This window comes from Aristophania sp. ESL1142, from assembly GCF_058107345.1.
This window is the reverse complement of record NZ_JBYLUH010000002.1, coordinates 107,029-128,488: the sequence shown is the minus strand read 5'-3', so window position 1 is coordinate 128,488 and position 21,460 is coordinate 107,029. Positions and strand designations below refer to the sequence as shown.

Genomic DNA, 21,460 nt, shown 5'->3' with positions numbered 1-21,460 from the left:
ATATATTTTTCTATGCCGCTTAAATCAGGGTCTTCTTTATCCTTTCCGCAGCCCTTTATTGGCGATTATCTGATACCTCCCGGACTTCTTGCGAGAGTAAGCACGAAAGAGCAACCTATCAGTAAATATCGGAAGTCCACGACAGGGAGCATGAGTGCCTCCTTTTCAGGATTTGAAAACCACATCCATAAAGAGAGGCAGATTTAAAGAGGATATCATAAAAACACCCCAGGAAATTTATATCCCGGGGTGTTTTTCCAGCAGAGATGATGCTCTGACCTATTAGAACTTCCAGGAGAAGTCCCCACGCAGGCCGCTATCTTTATAGCTGCTGCCATATTGCCCAACATAGGAGATCCCCGCTGTCATGTTAGGCGTGATTTTAGCTTTTACGCCAACATCAACCAGGGCTGTATCCTTGGCCAAAGGCACACCAGCGACCGTAAAGCTATCACCACCACCTGAGAGGAAACGCTGTTTTGCTGTGGGCGTTAACTCACCAAAGGCATGTCTATAACCAACAGTCAGGTTCGGGATCAGTATCGCCTTATTCATTTTGAACTGTGAAGCCATACGCAGCCCAAAGGTTGAATAAGTCACGCCTGTATCCTGATCTCTGCCATGAAGCGCGGCATGATAATCTCCATGCTCTGTATAGCTATCAGTTTCCTGATTGACATAGGCCACATTGGCAAACGGTTCCAGAGTCGTCGTTTTAAACAGATCAATCCGATAACCCAGATCAGCAAAAGCCTGTGCTGTTCCACCATTGTAATCACTATTCAAACGGCGGGAATAATCACTGAATGTGGCTGTACGGCCCATATGCATGATATTCCATGTATAAGAAGCCCCTAAACGTAAGCCTAAATGCCCCCAATGTGTCCCACCATAAGCACCAATAGTCACATTATTACTATGGCCATTAGACCGACGACCCGAAACATCAAACCCTGTAAAGCCATAGCCGATCATGGCACCAGCATGCCAGTTTGAGTCACCAATCGGTGTGTCAACACCCATCACGAAACCACCAGATGAATGATGTAGCCTGGACGCATTACCGTTTCCGCTATTACTACCCCATGACCCGTAGGCCTGCATCCATGCCGCTGGACCAGATCCCTCACAGGCTTCGTCTCCATTATCTTTTTTATTATTCTTATCGTTTATATGATGAACTTTCATGGTCGTTCCAGCAGCCGGACCGCAATCAATGGCCCGCAGACGATCAATCGCTGCATCACGTGTATAATAACTCTCTTCAATCAGGGCAGTACGAACTGAAGCATGAATTTCACCAGACAGAGCGTCAAAAGCCTGACGGGCTTCCTCATCATTATCAACAGAACCAACAGCTTCCTTAACCGGATTGTCATCTTTGAGAGATTGCAGAGCCGCAGATGTTGCGATCTGATTCCTCGTGTTGGCAGCTTCCCCGAAACTTCTGTCCTGAATAATTTCAAGATAGACGTTATTCGGGTCATAAGTCGCCGTTAATGTATAGAAAGCAGTTAACTGACCCTCTGTATCATATGTCCCATACACACCTCCAGCAGCTGTTAGCACATTATATTTTGTGCCCACTGCATAAATACCTGGTCCGGCTTTCTGCACATGCAAGATTGAACCTGAATCAAGTGTAGCCTCTCCACTAACATTAATATGGTCAGCTACATTCTCATCTGCTTGGGTTAATGTGCTGCCATCTGGATCATTCGGAACGACTTTAGTCACATAGGTAGATCCGGATTGCTGGTGGAAATCGCCATTTACTGTCAATTCACCAACCTCTTTTCCACCCTCAGAACCGGGTCTGATCGTAGAGCCTGATTCAGCCGTGACACTCGCGACAGTTCCAACGCCAGCTAAAGTTCCACCCGCTTTTGCCGTCACCTCCGAACTCTCTAACGAACCTTCTACATCCAACATGCCCTGACTAATAGTGGTTGCTCCACTCAGAGCATTATCACCTGTCAGAATTGTGGTGCCAGGGCCTTTCTGCTCAAAGTTACCTGTACCGCTAATATTTTGTAAGGTCGTAGCGCCCTGGTTATTAACTGCCAGGGTGCCATTATCAACAATGCCAGAGGTGCCGGTCAGATGCCCATCCGTCGTGCCATCACCAAGCTGTAAGGTACCTTCATTAATGTTGGTTGCGCCCGTATAGCTATTATCACCAACTAATGAGGTCGTGCCAGTACCATTCTGCTCAAGCTTACCTGTCCCGCTGATCTCATGCAGCGTGGAAGCCCCTTGGTTATTAACGGCAAGGGTCGCATCATTTTTAATACTGGAACTATTATTAATCGATCCATCCGTTGTGCCATCACCAAGCTGCAATATGCCACTACTGATCGTCGTGGTTCCAGTGTAACCATTTTCCCCTTTAAAGGTCGTGGTTCCATTACCATTCTGTTCAAAATTACCAGTACCACTAACATTTTGTAAGGTCGTATCACCCTGGTTTTTAACCGCCAAAATGCCATTATCAACAATGCCAGATGTGCCAGTCAGATGCCCATCCGTCGTGCCATCACCAAGCTGTAAGGTGCCATTATTGATATTGGTTGCACCTTGATAACTATTATCCCCAATTAAAGACGTCGTTCCAGGGCCTTTCTGCTCAAAGTTACCTGTACCGCTAATATTTTGTAAGGTCGTAGCGCCCTGGTTATTAACTGCCAGGGTGCCGTTATCAACAATGCCAGATGTACCTGTCAGCTGCCCATCCGTCGTGCCATCACCAAGCTGTAAGGTGCCATTATTGATATTGGTTGCGCCCGTGTAGCTGTTATCACCGACCAGTGAGGTTGTGCCAGTACCATTCTGCTCAAGCTTACCTGTCCCACTGATTTCATGTAGCGTGGAGTCTCCCTGGTTATTAACAACCAAGTCCGTATTATTTTCAATGCTGGAACTATTATTAATCGATCCATCCGTCGTGCCATCACCAAGCTGCAATATACCACCATTAATCGTGACTTTACCTGTGTAATCATCATTGGCATCGGTGATTGTGGTTGTGCCTGTGCCGATCTGATTTAAAGCGCCTATACCGGAAATATTATGCAGGCCTGTAGCTCCCTGATTATCGACAATGAGCGCCCCGTCATTATTGATGGCTATACCAGATGTATTAGCAATCGTACCATCATTACCATTATTACCCAGCTTCAGAGCACCATGATTGATGACAGTCGCCCCTTCATACGTACTGGCCCCACCCAGTGGAGTGCCTGCATTATCCTGAAGGGTAATTGTATCATTGCCTTCAATGGTCAAGCCACCTGTACCTGTAATATTTGTCAAAACAGGTGCCAGACCTTGGTGAAATGCATCATTGTTGGTGTTCATTATGAGTTCACCATTATCAATGATGTGAGACGTACTGCCAAACGCGGTCCAGTTCTGGGTCGTATTATCACCGATCTGAAGGACACTTCCTTCATCAATTTTTGTTGTGCCTGTATAGCCGATAGTCCCCAGAAGTATTACTTTTCCTTTACCTTTTTGCTCAAAAACACCTTGGTCCCTACCGACCATGCTCCCACCAACAAAGTTCAGAGTGGTCTCATTGTTATTATTAACAATAAATTCTGCTGGTTTACCATTATCCCAGCCTACAGTCATAGTTAAATGGTCATTTCTAAAGCTCCCATCTGTGGTGCCATCACCAAGCTGGAAACTACCATTCGTAATATCGGTCGTTCCTTCATAAGTATTGTGACCCGTCAGAATGACTTTCCCGGTGCCTTGCTGAAGTACAGCGCCTGAGCCACTAATATCATGTAAATGGGTCTCACCATTATTTCGAATGTTCAGGCGACCATCATCCTGAATTCCCGATGTACCCGTCAGATAACCATCTTCAGTCCCATCACCTAGCTGTAAAGTACTCTTGGGATCTCCATTTTGATCGGGGGCTTTAATGACTGTAGCGCCTGTATAACTATTATCTCCTATCAGAGTAGCGCTTCCACTATTTCCCACTTCAACGGAACCAGTTCCACTAATATTATGAAATTTCGAACTTACTCCTATCCCCTTGCCAATAACCATCTTGCCATCATTAACAATATTGGAGCTTTTATTAATCGCCCCACCAAGCGCATTTTGGAACTCTAACGTGCTACCTTCTTTGATAGTTGTTGAGCCTGAATAATTGTTCGTGCCTATTAATATGGTTTTACCAGAACCATCCTGTTCAAAAGACCCAGTTCCCGAAATCCCGCTAAGCGTCGTCTCATCACTATTATTAACCGCCAATATTCCATTATCGGTAATTTTACCTTTTGTAACACGTCCCCTATTGTCCGTAACGCCCGTTATGTGCCCATTCGTCGTTCCATCACCGAGCTGAAACCTACCATCATTAATAGTTATGTCCCCACCATAGGCATTATCGCCTGTTAGAATCGTGGTACCTTTCCCATCTTGATCCAGGGCGCCCAAACCTGTGACGTTATGAAGAAGCGTGTCTCCATTATTATCAATAAGTAATTTTCCAGAAGACGTACTACTGGAAGCAATATTAATCCCTGAACTATTATTAATTGTTCCATCGGTAGTTCCATCGCCTAGTTTCAGTGTACCATCCGAGATCGTTACAGCCCCATGATAATCACTATTATCTTGCGTGATTGTAGTCGTCCCTTTTCCGGCCTGTTTCAAACCACCTTGACCGGAAATATTATGCAGATCAGTATTACCGCTGTTACGGACTGATAAATAACCACTGCTTCCAATAGCTATTCCAGAAGTATTATTAATCGTACCATCTTTATTGCCATATCCTAGTTGTAATGTTCCTCCATCAATCGTAGTGCTCCCTGTATAGCTATTCTCCCCTTCTAGGCTTGTGAAACCATTAACCTGCTCAAGATTGCCACTTCCGCTAATCCCATGTGCTTCCATAAAGCTGTTATTTAATTTTAACGTGCCATTATTGGTAATTCCGGAAGTATTCTCAATATATCCGTCTTTCGTCCCGTCACCGAGCTGCAACGTTCCACCAGCATCAATTGTTGTACTTCCTGTATACGTATTTGAACCTGTCAGGGTTGAACTACCATTCCCCGTCTGTTCATAATTACCACTTCCACTAATGTCATGAAGCACCGTATTGTTCTTGTTATTAACTTTTAACGTGCCGTTATCTACAATTTTGGAAGTATTATTAATTGTCCCGTCTGTGGTCCCGTCACCGAGTTGCAACGTCCCACCAGCATCAATCTCTGTCTGACCGGAATATTCCTTGTCTCCTGTCAGAGTAACTGTATTTGTCCCCATTTTATGGATACCACCTGTGCCAGTAATATCCTTGTCATAGGTCCTGTCGTCTGACCAGTTAAAGGCCAATGTGCCGTCATTTTTCGTAATCTGGTTTACACTGCCAGATGTGCCGCCATTCCCAAGTTGCAATGTGGCACCAGCTTCAATTTCCGCAACCGCCTTATTCGTCTCGTTATGAAAGCCAGCATCTCCAGCAATAATGAGGGTCCCTTCTTTTGCATTAATCTGGAAATCTTTCGTTGCATCTGTATAAGGATCATGGTTGAAGTCAGCTAAATCCGTGTTTTCAGACCCCATGACCCACGTGCCCTTACCGGTTTTATTGACGGTGCCAAAACCGTAAATATCACCCTTCACAGCTGAATTTGAGCCATCTGGCAGGACATCTGTTCCCGACTCTCCAGTCAGGTTTAATATTGCCTGCTCTCCACCGCCATACAGATTCCCAGAAATAACGGACCCATTATATAAGGTAACATCGTTATTTTCACCGTCAACAAGTACGACATTACCCAGAATCTTACCTTCCTCTCTATTAACAAGCGTAAGACTCCCCTCAGTACTGCCTATAACGTCCTGATCACCATTAACGCCTGATCTGATCGTTCCATAATTATCTATTATATTATGACCGTCACTTCCCCCTTGACCTGCTTCAAACCAGATGGCACTGGATCCGTTATCAGTCGCAATAGTTCCATGATTAATAATACGATTATTGCTACCAAATGGATTTACAGCTTCTACATTAGTAGGATAACCACCATTATCAGCCGATATAACTGAGCCTGACGGGTTTATAACTAAATCAGTATTGCTTCCAAATTCAATAACATTGCCGCTTGTACCATAGGGTCCCTCGACCTCTTGCCCTCCACCAGTTACAGCACCGCTAATCTTAATAACATTCCGACCTCCACCCGTTTGAACAGGAGCATCCACCCCTACCGCCGTATTATCCGTCCCAGAGCCAGTACTAATGACAACAGCTGGCGCAGCAACTGAAGCACCCACCCCAATCGAAACAGACGTTGTCGTCGTGTCGTCTGGCCCCCCTCCAATCAAGGCCGTTGTATCTGACGGTGTTCCTGAAATCGATCCCGTGGACCCCATGCACACTACTGACGCACCAGAGGTACAATCTGCCAAAGCGTGTGTATAAGGCACTGCAAGCAGAAGTGCCGTTGCAGAAAGAAGTGAAACCCTCAAATTTCTTGGCATTTTCGTGGCAGGATTTAATATAGAACACGCAGAAGTTTCAGATTTTTTATCAGAATCACGGAAAGACATGGCATACCTCACAAAGAAAATTGAGAAATACTCTGATTCATCTTACGGCATTATTTTCCTGAATCCTTAATAAATCCACAATTAAATGATTATTGCCTGTTCAATTTTCTAATTTTAATTTGATTACTAAATTAATAAATTCTTAATAAATTATGCAACTTATTGAAAATTAATAAATTTTATTTCATAAAAAAATTAATATGTCACTACATGAAACCATTATGTAATATTTTAATTTTTCTTATCTGGATGTTGTAGCATTTTAGCAACGTCAATCTCTTTACAGACTCCTGATTGTACAGCGACACACTAACCTATCTTAAAATATTTCTGTATCGAAATTATTATGTTATTTAGTTTCTTATGATTACAAGAAGCGAAAGAGAGCCATCATGCCAAAAGACTTCTCTTGTAACCTTCAGATAAAAACCGTTCACAAGATGATTATTCTTTGCGTTATGTTCCATACGCTATCAGCACTGGTCTCCCATCACAATAGCCGTTATAGCTTTAGGAGGGATTGCCTATCTGGCTGATTTCTCGGTCGGCGTTTCTATTGCCTTATCTTATGGAACATTAAATGTAGTTCTGGGGATTCTTATAGCAGATGTCATTATTTTCGCCGGCAGCTTCCTTCTTGCCTGGTATGTAGCACGTTACAATATCGACCTTGATCTGATTTCACGCGGTGCCGGGTTTGGTTATGCTGGCTCCATCCCTACTTACTTGTTTTTGCGAGCTTTATTACATGCATCCTATTTGCCCCATATGGTATGAAAGCCCTGACCAAAATGCAGGTCTGGATCATACCATTATGACTTCTTCTCATATTGGGCTCCGTGATTTATCTTATGCCATCACACCCCTATCTGGTGTGTCAATTTCTTTCATTTAAAGTGCTTTCGGGCCAGCAGTCCCTCAACCTTCCTGTCATTACACTTTCAGTCGGTGTTGTCCTGGCCATGATGGACCTCTCGCATGGACCAGCGCCTATATCCACCTAACAGGACATTTTCTCGACCAGGTCATCTTCCTTGTCATAAACCTGCTTATGGAAAGAAACATCTTTTCAATTCTTCAATCCATTCTAAGTCTCTATACAGATTGTACCTTTGCTTGGATCATGACAGCCTGTGCATATATTACACTTAATAAATATCTCTTTGATCTTTCTCCTACAGAGCCAGAATATAGACGGAAAATACTTCCGACAATCTACCCTGCTGGTGTTACGGTTTTCCTATTCACAACAATTCTTTCTGTATTAAGTTATGAAAATAATTTTGGCCCTGCTTTGCAGAATTATTATGCCATCATTACCGTTACCATCGCTTTTATTGCAACACCTCTTCTACTTATAAGTTCCCTCATTGGCGGTAATCTCTTCCTTTGGGGGACAACTATTTTCGTTTCAACACATGACACTCTGATGCTCAGCACTGCGCTCCTAACGTGGCCTTCAGCGCGCTCCATGCACTGACGCAGGCCATATTGCAGCAATTAACACCATAACCCGCCACTTTATGGAAGATGAACAAAAGCCTTATTTCATAGGACCCTATTCCTCTCTTGGACATTCAATAATCATCCTTATGGCAACCTCTCTTTTTCTTGCTCTGTCTTCATTATTATTTCAATGGCTTCACTTAAAAGGAAGTTTCATAGGCGATGCAATATCTGGCGGATTCCTCATAATGATAGGTGTCCTGACAACCTCTTCCGCCTGGCAACAGTTTCGCGCACTCAAAACCGAAATCCCTTTTAACCGCTCAGGGCAGTCCATAGTAACAAAATCACGCAGATGGAGAGAGGCTGGCAGGTTTTATTATTAGGTATGCTTTTTGGGTTAGGGTTTGATACCGCGAGTGAAATCAGCCTGTTGAGTCTTACGTCAGCACATCATCATGCAGGAATGATGTTTCTTCCCTGTCTATTATTCCCACTGCTCTTTACTGGTGCCATGGCCTTGATAGACAGTCTGGATAATCTGTTGATGTTCGTGCCTGGCGGAAAAAAACTCCCTTCCTGTAAAAGGGCGCGCCCGTTACCGCCTGAGCATCACACTGCTTTCAAGCTTCATTGCCCTCTTTATCGGCGGGATCGAACTGATTTCACTGCTTGATATAAAAGCCAGTTTTCTTTTATCAACCCTGAACTAGTACGGAGCCCATACAGAAGAAATTGGTGGTTTTATCCTTTTCCTGTTTTCATCTTTATGGGTTGGATATAGCTTTCATACCAGAAACAAACCACTTAAAAGCCACCCCACTCGCGGATAAAGCGTATAACAACCTCAGCACCTTCTCCTGCACGGATATTTGTAAAAACGAAGGGTTTGTTCCCCCTCATCTTGCGGCTATCACGTTTCATAATCCCCAGATCTGCCCTGACATAAGATGCAAGATCAGTTTTGTTAATCACCAGTAAGTCACTCCACTCAAGCCTCTTACGGGCAACAATAGCCGCGATAGCCACTAGTAATTTACCTTTTTCACGTAGAGTCAGTTTCATCGTTCAAAAATCCTGTTCTTCCTCAATAACGCCAAGAAGAAGGCATCAGGCGATTATCTCTTACAAACGGCAAGAGCCTTTTCATAAGATGCTCCAGGCTCCGACTTCTTTCTGCCTGAAAAGCTACCAACACAAGCATTACCGTAACAAGTTTTCCCACCCATTATAGCAAGGCGGGGGAAAAGTTTTTCACATAGCTCTATATATCCCTGACACAGGTCGCCCGCTGCCATACCTCCAGAAATATTCACCGTCATCTTAGCCTACGCAGAATGACTGCCTTGATAACAGCGCAGAAAAAGCAGGCGTGTACACCCTCCCTACCCCAGACAGATCAGCACAGAGCGCCCTTCTTCATGCAGCATCCTGAGAGCAAAATGGTCACGTACTTCTTTATAAGAAAGAGTATTGAGTCCTGTCGATTATCAGTCTCCCTAAGAGCAATACGAACCAGAAAACATGATATAATGTGCATTTAAGGAAAGAAATAAGTGCTTTTTCCTAAATGGTTTTTTTAAAAAACTTCATTCACAAAATATATAACCAGGACTATGTTTCTTCACATATTATCCATGTTCCTGGCCATTAACCTGAAGAGCTATCCTATTTAAAGCCTGATTATGCTCCTTTCCTCTAAACACGCTCTGCTGATTTTCAACCCTGTAGCAGGCCATTATAAGCCACGGCGATTGCAGTTATTTGTAAAGAATCTGCAAAAACTGGGTTGGAATGTCGCCCTCTCTCCTACGGCCTATCCCGGTCATGGAGGAGGGGTCGCAAAAGAGGCTTTGGCCCAGGGCGACATTGACCTGATCATCGTTGGTGGTGGGGATGGTACAATTTCCGAAATTGCAGAACAGCTCCTTGGCTCTTCTGTCCCATTGGCTATTTTCCCCATTGGATCAGCCAACGTCCTGGCTCGGGAACTGGAAATTCCTTTCAATGATTACGAAAATACCCTGATGATTGAACGGATTTTCACGCAATCAGCGGCAAAGAAAATCTGGCCTGGTATTATAAACGCCCCAGAGGGAAAGACCATCTTCATACAGATGGCCGGGATAGGACCGGATGGCTGGATTGTCAGGAATGTTTCCACACATCTTAAAAAATATATTGGACGCTCAGCCTATGTTCTTTCAGCCCTGAAATGCATATTATTATATAAATTCACGCCCTTCACACTCTTTCTTGATAATAAAGAAGAGAATCTGACAGCTGCTATTATAACCAAAGGACGTTATTATGGAGGTAAATTTCAGATCATTCCTACCTCCCCTCAGCAATTTCACAATTTCGAAGTGATCTTATTTCGCTGCCAAACAATGTTTTCCTTCTTGAAATCTATTATTTCCTTCTTTTTATTTCGGAATAAAAATGAATTTATAGAAATAAGAACCGTTCAAAATGCTCAGATTCCCGCCCATCAAAAAATAGATCTACAAATTGACGGTGATGCTCATGAAATCTCTAAAGCTGATATCAGCGTCTCAGACAAACCTCTAAGAATCATTGCCCCGTAAAGAAGAATTGTTTTTATAATGAAATATTTGCTAAAAGTATGTCAGTCTCAAAAATCGTTCACCTTTAATGTTGATTTTTGATGAAATCCACACCTCCGGTCTAGCCTATATCATCCAAGCATGCCTTGACCCTACTGACGGCACCTCGATGATATCCGTCAAATATTCTACCATCATCTTCAAGCTCGCTAATTTCGGCTCCACAGGTCAATATCATGTGCATATTGACCGCCTTGGCTTACTTCTGCCAGAGAAATAACCCCGTGACAAAACCCTCAAACCAATGAGGGACAATATAAAAATCTCTATCTTTCCTCATCTACAAAAATATATCCTTACTAAACAAGGTATTAATATTTTTTGTACCAAAAATAAATTTACACAAGAAACACTATATTATTTTAATAAAAAATTATTCTTTTCTATACAGAAAAATACTGACATTATTTTAACATAATTACTCATTATTTTTCACACTAACCAAATTATGGTGATTTAAATAATATTTTTTCTACTGGTCTATAATGGAGTGGTATAATAGCGCTGGGAAGTCTCTCCTCCAGAAGTTTGATGAACATTTCTGTGATTCGGCTTCTGTGTTGGACCAAAAACTATGAAGGGATTTCGCCTATAGCGTTACAGAATTGAAAGGATATCTATGAAAATAAAAGCACTTCTAACCTCCTCACTTACATCAGGGGCTGCTCTCATAACCGCTAGCAGCCTTCTTCATTCCGCCTACGCCGAGGATATAAAGGGCGTTGGCCATGAAGGGAAACTGACTGATGCCTCAGGTCAATATGCAGGGCGCATAGATACTAGCGGGAAAGTAGAAGACCGTGATGGAAACTATGCCGGCAGCATAAAAAATGATGGCAAGATCGAAAATGCCCAAGGAGATTATGCCGGGCGTATTGATGAAAACGGAAACTTCGAAGATAGTAATGGCACTTATAGTGGCCGCCTGAGAACTGACGGGAAAGTCGAGAATAAGCAAGGGTCCTATATAGGGAGCGTCAGTCACTATGGAATGCTTGAAGATGCCCAAGGGCATTTTGCAGGAAGTGTTCCAGAAGGCGATGATGCCCTTGGTGCGATTATTCTATCCATAAAGAGCAAGGAAATCGCTCAAAAATAGCGCTCCTACTCTGAAAAATTTCCCGGACTGTCTGTGAAAAGTCAGTCCGGGGTTCGTAAGTCTATAACGCTGTAACTTATCTATTGCAAATATGATGGGCCCAGAGCCTTACGGACGTCAATGACCTGCATATTTGCAGCATGAGCAGCAATAATCCCCTCGTCACTATCTTCAAAAACAAGGCAATAGGCGGGGTCGATCCCCATTTTTTGAGCCGCTAGTAAAAACAGATCAGGGGCAGGTTTTCCCTTGCGGACGTCATTAACTGTTACAACATCCGTAAAAAGTGTTCTGACACCAATAGCCTGCAAAGTGATTTCCACAACTGAACGCTCCCCTCCTGAAGCAACAGCCATCGCAACCTTACGATAATAATCCCGTGCAATCTGGGCCACTGGAGCAATCGCCTCCACATGCTCTATATTTTGCCGAAATAAGAGTGAGCTTTCCTGATTAACTTTATCGACATCAAAACAGGCACCAAAACTTTTTTTAAACTCTCTCAGCATATCAACACCTGAGACCCCGACACGTTCATAATACCAGTCACGGGGAAGATCATAACCAGCTTTTTTCAACGCTACCCCAAAAGAGGAAAAATGAAGGGGTGCCGTTTTGGCAAGCGTATTATCACAGTCAAATATAAGCGCCTTAAATTCATAATTTGATAAGTCTATTTCACAAACCACCTAAATAATACTCCACACATATATTTTATAATAATATCTTAATTACAGGCTATGAGATTTTTCTGCTTCCCTCTTGCAGGAGCATCACCCCCCTTTTCGAAATATTTTGGATCTTACAAAAAGGGGAATGCATAGTGACTCAGTTTTTACGGTAAGATTCCGCCATTGCATTTGCTGCAACCATAGCACGGTAAACCATCTCTTCCGTTACTTTAAAGGGCATATTCCCCATTGTATCGTCTTTAGCACAGGCAAGATGAGCCACTTTACGCCATTCTGCTTCTTTAAACGTCTTTACCCCGATCTCTGCCAAGGTCATAGGCAACCCTGCTGCTTTGATAACCTTAATGACAGACTCTATTTCCTCGGTTGGCGCGTTTTCAAGAACAAGCTGCGTCAGCAGACCGAACACAACTTTTTCTCCATGCTGAGCCTTATGCAGGTCAGGCACACTGCTCATACCATTATTAATGGCATGGGCTGCGGCTAGCCCTCCTGATTCAGCACCAATGCCGCTCAGGTAAATTGTCGCTTCAATGGTCTGCTCGACAGCCGGTGTAGAAAGGTGATTGCGAATGCCGTACATCGCTTTTTCAACATTTGCACATAAAAATTCATAGCACATTCTTGCCAATCCCAGTCCGACATGTGACGGCCTTTTCAGAACAAGATTAAGGCCATCTGCTCTATAACAGGCACGGGCTTCAAAATAGGTTGCCAGAGCATCTCCAACACCTGCTGCAAAGAAACGGGCAGGAGCTGCTGCCAGAATATCAATATCAGCGATGATGACATCGGGATTCTGCGGAAGATAGAGGTAACGGTCAAACGCGCCCTCCTTGGTATAAATCACAGCCAGCGCTGTACAAGGAGCATCTGTCGAGGCAATCGTAGGATAGAGAATGACTGGTAATTTGTAATAATGCGCGACAGCTTTTGCTGTATCAAGCGTCTTACCACCTCCAACACCGACAATAACATTGGCACCTTTTGCCGTTGCCAGTCCTCCCAGACGTTTGATTTCATCATCGGTACATTCAAAAGCAAACTGCTCTGCATAACCCTTCAGACCAGCTTTTTCCAAAGCTGTGACGCTTTCCTTCTTAACGCGGTCAACAATAAAAACATCACTGATAATCAGGGCATTATTACCGAAATCCTTCACAAAATCCGGCAATTGGGCAAGTAACCCACTACCGATCATAAATTTTTTAGGTGATGTGACTGAACGAGGAATTTCGTGAGGCATCTTTCATACTCCCTGACTTTAATGTTTCTTCGTTACCTTTCCAGCCTATACCTCCTACCTACTTCCCTTCCAGCATATTCGCCATGAGGAATATAAAATTATAGTTATTTAAACTTTAAAAACGCCTTATGATATGGAATTCTAGCTTTTTCCCTGTTCTTTAGAAAAAGGAAACTTTCCCGATATTCCTGATACCAGGGAACGTGCAAGCCAGTTTACCGTACCGGATAACGTCACGATCACAACACCAATCACCGTCCAGCGATCCATATGATCGTGGAAAATGGTCTGACTGAACAGAACAGCCCAGATCATCTGACTATATTGTGCGAGGGAAACGCGACTTGCAGGTGTCTTCTGCGCTGCGGTCATTAATAAAAGCTGACCTAATGCTGCTAAAAATCCATATCCGAATAAGTAAATCCATGCCGTAATATCGCGTGGCCAGGTAAAATGGCCCATCATTAAAAAACCATTGCCAATAAGAGGCCCCGCAAGGGAAGAACCAAATAATTCCAGACGACTCGTTTTACCTGTTGCTACTTTATAGGCAACGACACTAACCGCATTTGCCAGTGCTGAGATAAGAGCGCAGGCATACCCCAGATTAAAAGGCCTGACACCTGGCCTTAATACAATTAGAACACCAATAAATCCGATAAAGACAGAAAGCCATGAGGCGATGGAAATACGTTCTTTCAGAAAAATGGTCGAAAGAATATTCGCCATAAAAGGCATCAAAAATATCAGCGATAAAGCTTCTGGCATAGAAAGCAGCATGAACGCCTCTACACTTACCGCTGTCGCTGTAAAAACTGCCAATGCGCGTAACAGCCAGAGGGGAACCTCCCTCTTATAAGGTATGATATCAGCATAACTCTCATGCTTTTTCTTCACAAAGGGAAGAAGGAGCACCCCAAACATTCCGCCAGAAAAAGCCACTTCAAAGGGATTTAGCTGACCTGCGAGCAGTTTTGAGAACATATCGCTAATAGCAAAGGAGGCAAAGCCAGCCAAAGCCAGAAGAACACCGAGAGTCGGCTGATTAAACCTCATGGCTTTTCATTCGCCTATATGTAAAGTAAGAAGAGGCCCTCTAAAAACGAGTAACCTTAGCTCTCGATTATAAAGGGAGAGGTCTTACTTCATTCCTAACGGCAAATTGTCAATAAGCCTGACTGTACCAAAAGGAACCGCCAGAAGAGCCAGAGCATCATTTGTGACAGGATTGGCCGGTTCAAAGGTTGCAGAGTCAATAATAACGGCATAATCGGGCTGGGGAATGTTGTTTTGCTGCAACAGCTCTTTCAGCCTTGATTCCAGAACTTCCCGATCGCGCTCCCCTGACTGAAAAAGAATCTGCACCCCCTTCAGGGCCTTATACAACCCTGGTGCCAAGGCACGTTCTTCTTTGCTCAATCTTACATTACGGCTGGAGCTGGCAAGACCATCCTCCTCACGCCTTGTGGGAACAATTGTAAGGGCCACAGGGATATTCAGATCTTTGACAAACCTTTTGATCACCGCACATTGCTGAGCATCTTTCTGACCAAAATAGGCTTTTTGAGGCTGAACAATGTTAAAAAGTTTCGTCACAACAGTGGCAACGCCTGAAAAATGTCCTGGCCGGGACACACCTTCCAACTGCATTGCAACACCTCCGACCTCTATAGTCGTTGCAAAATCGGGAGGATAGAATTCTGCTGCGTCAGGAGTAAAAACCACATCAACCCCTTCATTTGCCAGAAGCGCAAGATCACGTTCAATATCACGAGGGTAGCTATCAAAATCTTCCTGCGGCCCAAACTGGGTAGGATTGACAAAAATACTGACAATCACAGCATCATTTTCTGCCTTGGCACGCCTTACGAGAGAAAGATGTCCTTCATGGAGGAAACCCATTGTAGGCACAAAACCAACCTGTTTATAGTCCGCACGTGCCTGACGAAGGCTCTTGATCGTCGTGCAATGCTTCATGTTCAATCCTTCTCAATAACGTCTTGGCCCTTTATAGAGTAACACATCAATCACTCTGAAAGACCCTCTTCTTCTGATGACCTCAGCCTCTGTCACACATCCAGTCAACCCTATGATTGTCATCATCGGAGCTGGTCCATCCGGCCTTTTTGCCGCGGAATGTTTGGCGCAAAAAGGTTATTCTGTCCATCTTTTTGACCATATGAACCGCCCCGGTCGAAAATTTCTCATGGCTGGAAGAAGCGGGCTTAACCTTACTCATAGTGAACCGCTTAACCGTTTCATTACCCGATATGGGAAAGCGCGCTCTCAGCTGGAAGCTGCCATACGTGCCTTTCCGCCAGAATCCTTGGTTCAGTGGGCCGAAGATCTTGGGCAGCCCTGCTTTAAAGGAAGTTCAGGACGTATTTTCCTTTCGACGCTCAAAGCCTCCCCCCTCCTGCGCGCGTGGCTTCAGAGATTGCAGGAACTGAAAGTCACTTTCCACCCTCATCATGAGCTCATTGAAATAAAAGGGCAGACAGCTTATTTCAGAAATGAACAAGGCGCTGTCACTTGCCCCTTTGATAGCTGTATTTTGGCGCTAGGAGGCGCAAGCTGGCCCCGTCTGGGAAGTGACGGCCACTGGTCAGCTCTTTTTGCAGGATTATGTGCCCCGTTCGAACCGTCAAATTGTGGCTTTATGCCTGATTGGCCCGTTGAGTTTTACCAGAAACATGAAGGCGCTCATTTAAAGTCTATCTTACTCACCTTTGCCGGGCAGAAAGCAAGAGGGGACCTGACTGTGACACAAAGAGGTCTGGAAGGCGCTCCCCTCTATGCCTTGTCTCCCCTTTTACGCGAGACAATCAAAAAACAGGGTTCTGCAACACTTTCCCTTGATTTCAGACCCTCTTTAACCAGCGCCGACATAGCCTCCCGTCTGGCCCGGCAGCGCCCTCGGGAAACGCTCACAAACCGTCTGCGCAAGGCTCTGAAATTTGACAGATTTTCATCCTCTCTCATCACACATCTTCCACGTGAACAGACTGACCCTGCGTCATTAGGACAGTCTGTTAAAAACTTCCCGCTCACCCTGATCGCGACAGATAGTCTGGACCGCGCCATTTCTACGGCTGGCGGATTACGTTTTTCTGCTTTGACCGACAATTTTATGCTAAAAACTCACCCAGGAGTCTTCACCTGTGGTGAAATGCTGGATTGGGAAGCACCAACCGGTGGCTATTTACTCCAGGCCTGTTTTTCAACTGCTTATATTGTCAGCCAGGGTGTTGAACACTGGCTCTCTTCTTCATTGACGACTAAACTATAAAACCATGACGATAGCTTCTCCTGCCACTATTAATCTCGGTCGAGACCACTCCGGCGCTGACGCCTTCCTTGACCTGCCAGAACTCCTTGCCACACGCCTACTGGTACAGGGCAATTCAGGCTCCGGGAAATCTCACCTTCTCAGGCGGTTACTGGAACAAACGGCGACTCTCGTACAACAGATCATTATCGACCCTGAGGGGGATTTTGTTACCCTGGCGGAGCCTTACGATCACCTGGTTATTAATGTAGAGGCACAAAGCGAGGCTGCTCTGCAAGCAGCAGGAGAGAGAGCGCGTATCCACCGCGTCTCAGTCATTCTCAACCTTGAATCTCTTGAAGCAGAGAGACAGTTACGTGCTGTAGGCGCTTTTTTGACGGGTCTTTTTGAAGCCCCACGTACTTATTGGTATCCTGTCCTTGTCATAGTCGATGAGGCACAGCTCTTTGCGCCTGCGGCTGGGGGCGATACCTCTGACGAAGCCCGACGCCTTTCTCTTGGCGCCATGACCAATCTCATGTGCCGTGGCCGCAAAAGGGGACTGGCCGGAATCATCGCTACACAACGTCTGGCAAAACTGGCCAAAAACGTGGCCGCTGAAGCCTCAAATTTCCTTATGGGACGGACGTTCCTGGATATTGACATGGCACGGGCTGCCGACCTTCTGGGAATGGAACGCAGAGCCGCAGAGGCGTTTCGTGATCTGGAACGTGGTCAGTTCATGGCACTCGGCCCGGCCTTATCCCGCCGACCGAAACGCATTACGATAGGCTCTGTCGCAACAGCGAGCCGAGGTTCTGGTCCTCTGCTTATGCCTCTAGAAAAACCCTCTGTTTCAGTAGAAGAATTGCACGAACTCATTTTACAGGATGAACCCGAACTCACCCCACGCCCCCGGCGGGAGCTTCAACCTCCGCCACCCGATCTCCTGGCACAACTTGATGCTTACGCAGACAAGCGTGCCAATGCTGCTGCCACAGAAGAAAATACCTCAGCCGGACTTCAAGAGCCTGATCCACTGGCATTATGGAATTTAATCCGCGAAACAACCACCGATGAAAAAAGTTATTACCACGCCCTGGCAACGCTTTATCAGGACTTCCAGATGAGAGCACGCCTTCATGGCTTGCCACGTTCCGTTCTCGATATGAATGGCTTCAGACGTCTTCTCGGGTCGATCAGATCGGGGATTTCTTATGAAGAGTCTCTTTCAGAAGACTGGCAGGATATCCTCAGGCGTTCTGAACAGCTTCCCGAAGACCTTCAAGGTCTTTACCTCCTTCTTGCCCAGTCAGCACGGTCTCATGCACCCTGCCCCTCCGATGAAATACTGGCACGTATTTACGGAACGCACTCTCTCAGCAGGGCAAGGCGTCAACTTCACTATCTGGAAGAATGTGAAATGATCATCCTGCGTGAGGAAGGTTCAAAACGCATTATCGCGATAATCGGGCCTGCCTGGCAAACCTCCGCAGACTAAAATATCCATATTTACAAAGACCTGTGTGCACTCTACCTGCCTGGCCTCTCATAAATGGCCATCGCTGTCTGCTGCCTTATTCTATTTTATTTTAAAAAAAAATTTAAAAACCCATTGCAGCTTTCAGAAGAAAAAGTCATGATTCAATTCGTGGAGAATCAGAGGGGTTCCATAAGAGCCTCCTGCATCACGAAAGAGTCACTTCTGCCTCACGACTGAGGCAGGAAAAAATGAGTGGGCAAGCGATGAGCAAATGGATTTATAGTTTCGGACCCGGTCTGAATGAAGGCAGTGCGGAAATGCGCAACCTTCTTGGCGGCAAAGGGGCTAATCTTGCTGAAATGGCAAGAATTGGTCTTCCTGTTCCTCCTGGTTTTACCATCACGACGGAAGTTTGTTCTGCTTTTTACGAAAACGGACGCTCTTATCCTTCTGATCTGGCCGGACAGCTTGAAGCTGCCATGGCTGGTATTGAAAAAACCATGGGGCTACGTTTTGGAGACGCAAACGCGCCTTTGCTGGTTTCCGTCCGTTCCGGTGCACGCGTTTCCATGCCGGGCATGATGGATACCGTTCTCAACCTCGGACTGAATGATCAGACTGTTGAGGGCCTTGCTAAATCAGCAGGTGATGATCGTTTTGCCTGGGATAGTTACCGCCGCTTTATCCAGATGTATGGCTCCGTTGTTATGGGGGTTCCTCATCATCATTTTGAGGAAATTCTGGAACGCGCCAAACATACGCTCCACAAAAATGATGATACGGAACTAACAGCTGAAAACTGGAAACTCCTGATCGAAGATTACAAGGCTCTGGTTCTGAATGAAACGGGAGCGCCTTTCCCAACAGATCCTCAAGAACAGCTTTGGGGCGCGATCAGTGCTGTTTTCAACTCATGGATGAATCCCCGCGCAAACACATATCGTCGTCTTAATGACATTCCTGCAAGCTGGGGAACAGCAGTCAACGTGCAATCCATGGTCTTTGGCAATATGGGTGATGACTGCGCAACAGGCGTATGCTTTACGCGCGATCCTTCCACGGGTGAGAATATTTTCTACGGAGAATATCTCATTAATGCCCAAGGGGAGGACGTTGTCGCGGGAATCCGCACGCCACAGCCCATGGCAGAAGCGAAAGCAGCTTCTGGGCAGACCTCCATGGAAAAAGCACTTCCAGACGCCTATAAAGAACTTCTGAAAGTTCGCGAACTTCTGGAACGTCACTACAGGGATATGCAGGATATTGAGTTTACTGTTCAAAGTAACAAACTCTATCTTCTCCAGACCCGCAACGGCAAACGTACTGCTGCTGCTTCCCTGCGGATTGCCATTGATATGGCAAAAGAGGGCCTCATCACCAAGGAAGAGGCCATTAAACAGGTTCCCCCTTCATCATTAGACCAGCTCCTGCATCCCGTCCTGGACCCTAAATCAGAGCGTATTCTGATGACAAAAGGGCTTCCTGCCTCTCCGGGAGCGGCAACAGGCGTCATCGCATTCAGTGCTGAAGATGTCGAAGACCGTGCCACAAAGGGTGAAGATGTTATTCTTGTCCGTATCGAGACCTCACCTGAAGACGTCCACGGTATGCATGCTGCCCGTGGTGTCCTTACAACAAGAGGAGGCATGACCTCTCATGCTGCTGTCGTTGCACGTGGTATGGGCAGAGTGTGCGTTGCTGGTGCAGGAACAATTTCCGTTAATTATAATGCCCAGACCCTCAGCGTAAATGGCCATACCCTTAAAGCCGGGGATTGGATTACCCTTGATGGGAGCACTGGAGAGGTTTTCCTTGGCCGCGTGCCAACTGTAGCGCCTTCTCTCTCTGGTGATTTCACAACCCTCATGCAATGGGCTGACGCTGCACGCCGTCTCGGTATCCGTGCCAATGCTGAAACACTCGATGATGCTGAAACAGCCCTCCGCTTTGGTGCTGAAGGTATCGGCCTCTGTCGTACAGAGCATATGTTCTTCGGTCCAGAACGCATCGGACATGTGCGGCAGATGATTATGGCGGAAGAACCCGAGGCACGGGCGCGGGCGATTAACGCGCTCTTACCGTTCCAGCGTGATGATTTCTCATCTCTCTTCCGGACAATGGCTGGTTTGCCTGTCACTGTTCGTCTTCTTGACCCTCCTCTTCACGAATTCCTCCCGCATGGAGAGCAGGAACTGGCTGAAGTGGCAAAAGCGCTGGGACAGAATGTTGAAATATTACGCGAACGCCGGAGCGCGCTCTCAGAAGCTAATCCAATGCTTGGGCATCGTGGCTGCCGGCTCGGAATCAGCCATCCTGAAATCTATGAAATGCAGGTTCGGGCCTTAACTGAAGCGGCCCTTCTTGTTAGTAAGGAAACAGGTCGCCCTGTCAAACCTGAGATCATGATCCCTCTCATTGGTACAAAAGCTGAACTTGATCTTCTTCGTAAGCTTTGTGAAAAAGTCGTCGCAGACGTGCTAAAAGAGCAGAAAGCTGAACTGCCTTACATTATTGGCACCATGATTGAGTTGCCGAGAGCGGCTCTGATGGCTGATAAAATTGCTGAAAGCGCAGATTTCTTCTCTTTCGGAACCAATGACCTTACCCAGACAACTCTGGGGGTTTCTCGTGATGATGCTGGCTCTTTCCTTCCTTCTTATGTAGAGAAGGGATTGCTCCCTCATGATCCCTTTATTTCGATCGATCAGGAAGGCGTTGGGGCTCTGGTCCGTATGGGGGTTGAAAAAGGCCGTTCCGCCAAACCAGGACTCAAACTTGGTATTTGCGGTGAACATGGTGGCGATCCACGCTCCATTGCCTTCTTCGAAGAAGTCGGATTAGACTATGTCTCATGCTCACCTTTCCGGGTTCCAGTTGCCCGTCTGGCCGCAGCTCAGGCAGCCCTGACATCCAGACACAAAAAATAAAACTGAATAAACAGTTATTAAAGAAATTCAAAAAAGGCTGCTTTCTTCAAAGCAGCCTTTTTTGTCACAAAGCTGACAAAAGGAGAT

15 protein-coding genes are annotated in these 21,460 nt (G+C 45.5%); 9 read left to right on the top strand and 6 right to left on the bottom strand.

Going from position 1 to position 21,460, the window contains the following annotated elements; genetic code table 11:
- Positions 1–282: 282 nt before the first annotated feature.
- Positions 283–6,585 (bottom strand): autotransporter-associated beta strand repeat-containing protein, encoded by a 6,303-nt coding sequence (locus AC3B6P_RS08315; protein ID WP_489805668.1) that lies wholly within the window; start codon positions 6,583–6,585, stop codon positions 283–285.
- An 839-nt stretch (positions 6,586–7,424) separates the two neighbouring features.
- On the opposite strand from AC3B6P_RS08315, the gene AC3B6P_RS08310 reads away from it, so the two are divergent.
- From AC3B6P_RS08310 to AC3B6P_RS08295, 4 genes are all read left to right on the top strand, one after another.
- Positions 7,425–7,589: a hypothetical protein gene (locus AC3B6P_RS08310; RefSeq protein WP_489805667.1), complete on the top strand. Its 165-nt coding sequence runs from the start codon at positions 7,425–7,427 to the stop codon at positions 7,587–7,589.
- 119 nt (positions 7,590–7,708) lie between these two features.
- Positions 7,709–8,065 (top strand): hypothetical protein, encoded by a 357-nt coding sequence (locus AC3B6P_RS08305; RefSeq protein WP_489805666.1) that lies wholly within the window; start codon positions 7,709–7,711, stop codon positions 8,063–8,065.
- 43 nt (positions 8,066–8,108) lie between these two features.
- A complete protein-coding gene (locus AC3B6P_RS08300; protein WP_489805665.1) occupies positions 8,109–8,417 on the top strand; it encodes a hypothetical protein in 309 nt (102 codons plus the stop codon).
- Positions 8,387–8,707, top strand: a complete 321-nt coding sequence (locus tag AC3B6P_RS08295; RefSeq protein WP_489805664.1) for a HoxN/HupN/NixA family nickel/cobalt transporter — start codon at positions 8,387–8,389, stop codon at positions 8,705–8,707. The genes AC3B6P_RS08300 and AC3B6P_RS08295 overlap by 31 nt, the downstream gene beginning before the upstream one ends.
- A gap of 131 nt (positions 8,708–8,838) precedes the next feature.
- On the opposite strand, the gene AC3B6P_RS08290 is transcribed toward AC3B6P_RS08295, so the two are convergent.
- Positions 8,839–9,096: a GTP-binding protein gene (locus AC3B6P_RS08290; RefSeq protein WP_489805663.1), complete on the bottom strand. Its 258-nt coding sequence runs from the start codon at positions 9,094–9,096 to the stop codon at positions 8,839–8,841.
- 620 nt (positions 9,097–9,716) lie between these two features.
- On the opposite strand from AC3B6P_RS08290, the gene AC3B6P_RS08285 reads away from it, so the two are divergent.
- Both AC3B6P_RS08285 and AC3B6P_RS08280 read left to right on the top strand, forming a co-directional pair.
- Positions 9,717–10,619 (top strand): diacylglycerol/lipid kinase family protein, encoded by a 903-nt coding sequence (locus AC3B6P_RS08285; protein ID WP_489805662.1) that lies wholly within the window; start codon positions 9,717–9,719, stop codon positions 10,617–10,619.
- Positions 10,620–11,277: 658 nt separating this feature from the next.
- Positions 11,278–11,757, top strand: a complete 480-nt coding sequence (locus AC3B6P_RS08280) for a 5-fold beta-flower protein (protein ID WP_489805661.1) — start codon at positions 11,278–11,280, stop codon at positions 11,755–11,757.
- A gap of 80 nt (positions 11,758–11,837) precedes the next feature.
- On the opposite strand, the gene AC3B6P_RS08275 is transcribed toward AC3B6P_RS08280, so the two are convergent.
- The 4 genes from AC3B6P_RS08275 to panC all read right to left on the bottom strand — a co-directional run bounded on the left by AC3B6P_RS08275 (position 11,838) and on the right by panC (position 15,672).
- Positions 11,838–12,446 carry an HAD family hydrolase gene (locus AC3B6P_RS08275; RefSeq protein WP_489805660.1) on the bottom strand — a complete coding sequence of 203 codons (609 nt, stop codon included), beginning with the start codon at positions 12,444–12,446 and terminating at the stop codon, positions 11,838–11,840.
- A 139-nt stretch (positions 12,447–12,585) separates the two neighbouring features.
- On the bottom strand, positions 12,586–13,695 hold the full coding sequence (locus AC3B6P_RS08270) for a glycerol dehydrogenase (RefSeq protein ID WP_489805659.1): 1,110 nt from the start codon (positions 13,693–13,695) through the stop codon (positions 12,586–12,588).
- A gap of 141 nt (positions 13,696–13,836) precedes the next feature.
- The gene (locus AC3B6P_RS08265) at positions 13,837–14,751 is read right to left on the bottom strand and encodes a DMT family transporter (RefSeq protein ID WP_489805658.1); all 915 of its coding nucleotides are present in this window, start codon (positions 14,749–14,751) and stop codon (positions 13,837–13,839) included.
- Between the two features lie 84 nt (positions 14,752–14,835).
- Positions 14,836–15,672: a pantoate--beta-alanine ligase gene (gene panC / locus AC3B6P_RS08260; protein WP_489805657.1), complete on the bottom strand. Its 837-nt coding sequence runs from the start codon at positions 15,670–15,672 to the stop codon at positions 14,836–14,838.
- Between the two features lie 76 nt (positions 15,673–15,748).
- Here panC and AC3B6P_RS08255 point away from each other — a divergent pair, with 76 nt between their 5' ends.
- From AC3B6P_RS08255 to ppdK, 3 genes are all read left to right on the top strand, one after another.
- The gene (locus tag AC3B6P_RS08255; protein WP_489805656.1) at positions 15,749–16,984 is read left to right on the top strand and encodes an NAD(P)-dependent oxidoreductase; all 1,236 of its coding nucleotides are present in this window, start codon (positions 15,749–15,751) and stop codon (positions 16,982–16,984) included.
- A 4-nt stretch (positions 16,985–16,988) separates the two neighbouring features.
- The gene (locus AC3B6P_RS08250; protein WP_489805655.1) at positions 16,989–18,464 is read left to right on the top strand and encodes a helicase HerA domain-containing protein; all 1,476 of its coding nucleotides are present in this window, start codon (positions 16,989–16,991) and stop codon (positions 18,462–18,464) included.
- A gap of 245 nt (positions 18,465–18,709) precedes the next feature.
- Positions 18,710–21,373 carry a pyruvate, phosphate dikinase gene (gene ppdK / locus AC3B6P_RS08245; protein WP_489805934.1) on the top strand — a complete coding sequence of 888 codons (2,664 nt, stop codon included), beginning with the start codon at positions 18,710–18,712 and terminating at the stop codon, positions 21,371–21,373.
- The last annotated feature ends 87 nt before the right edge of the window (positions 21,374–21,460 follow it).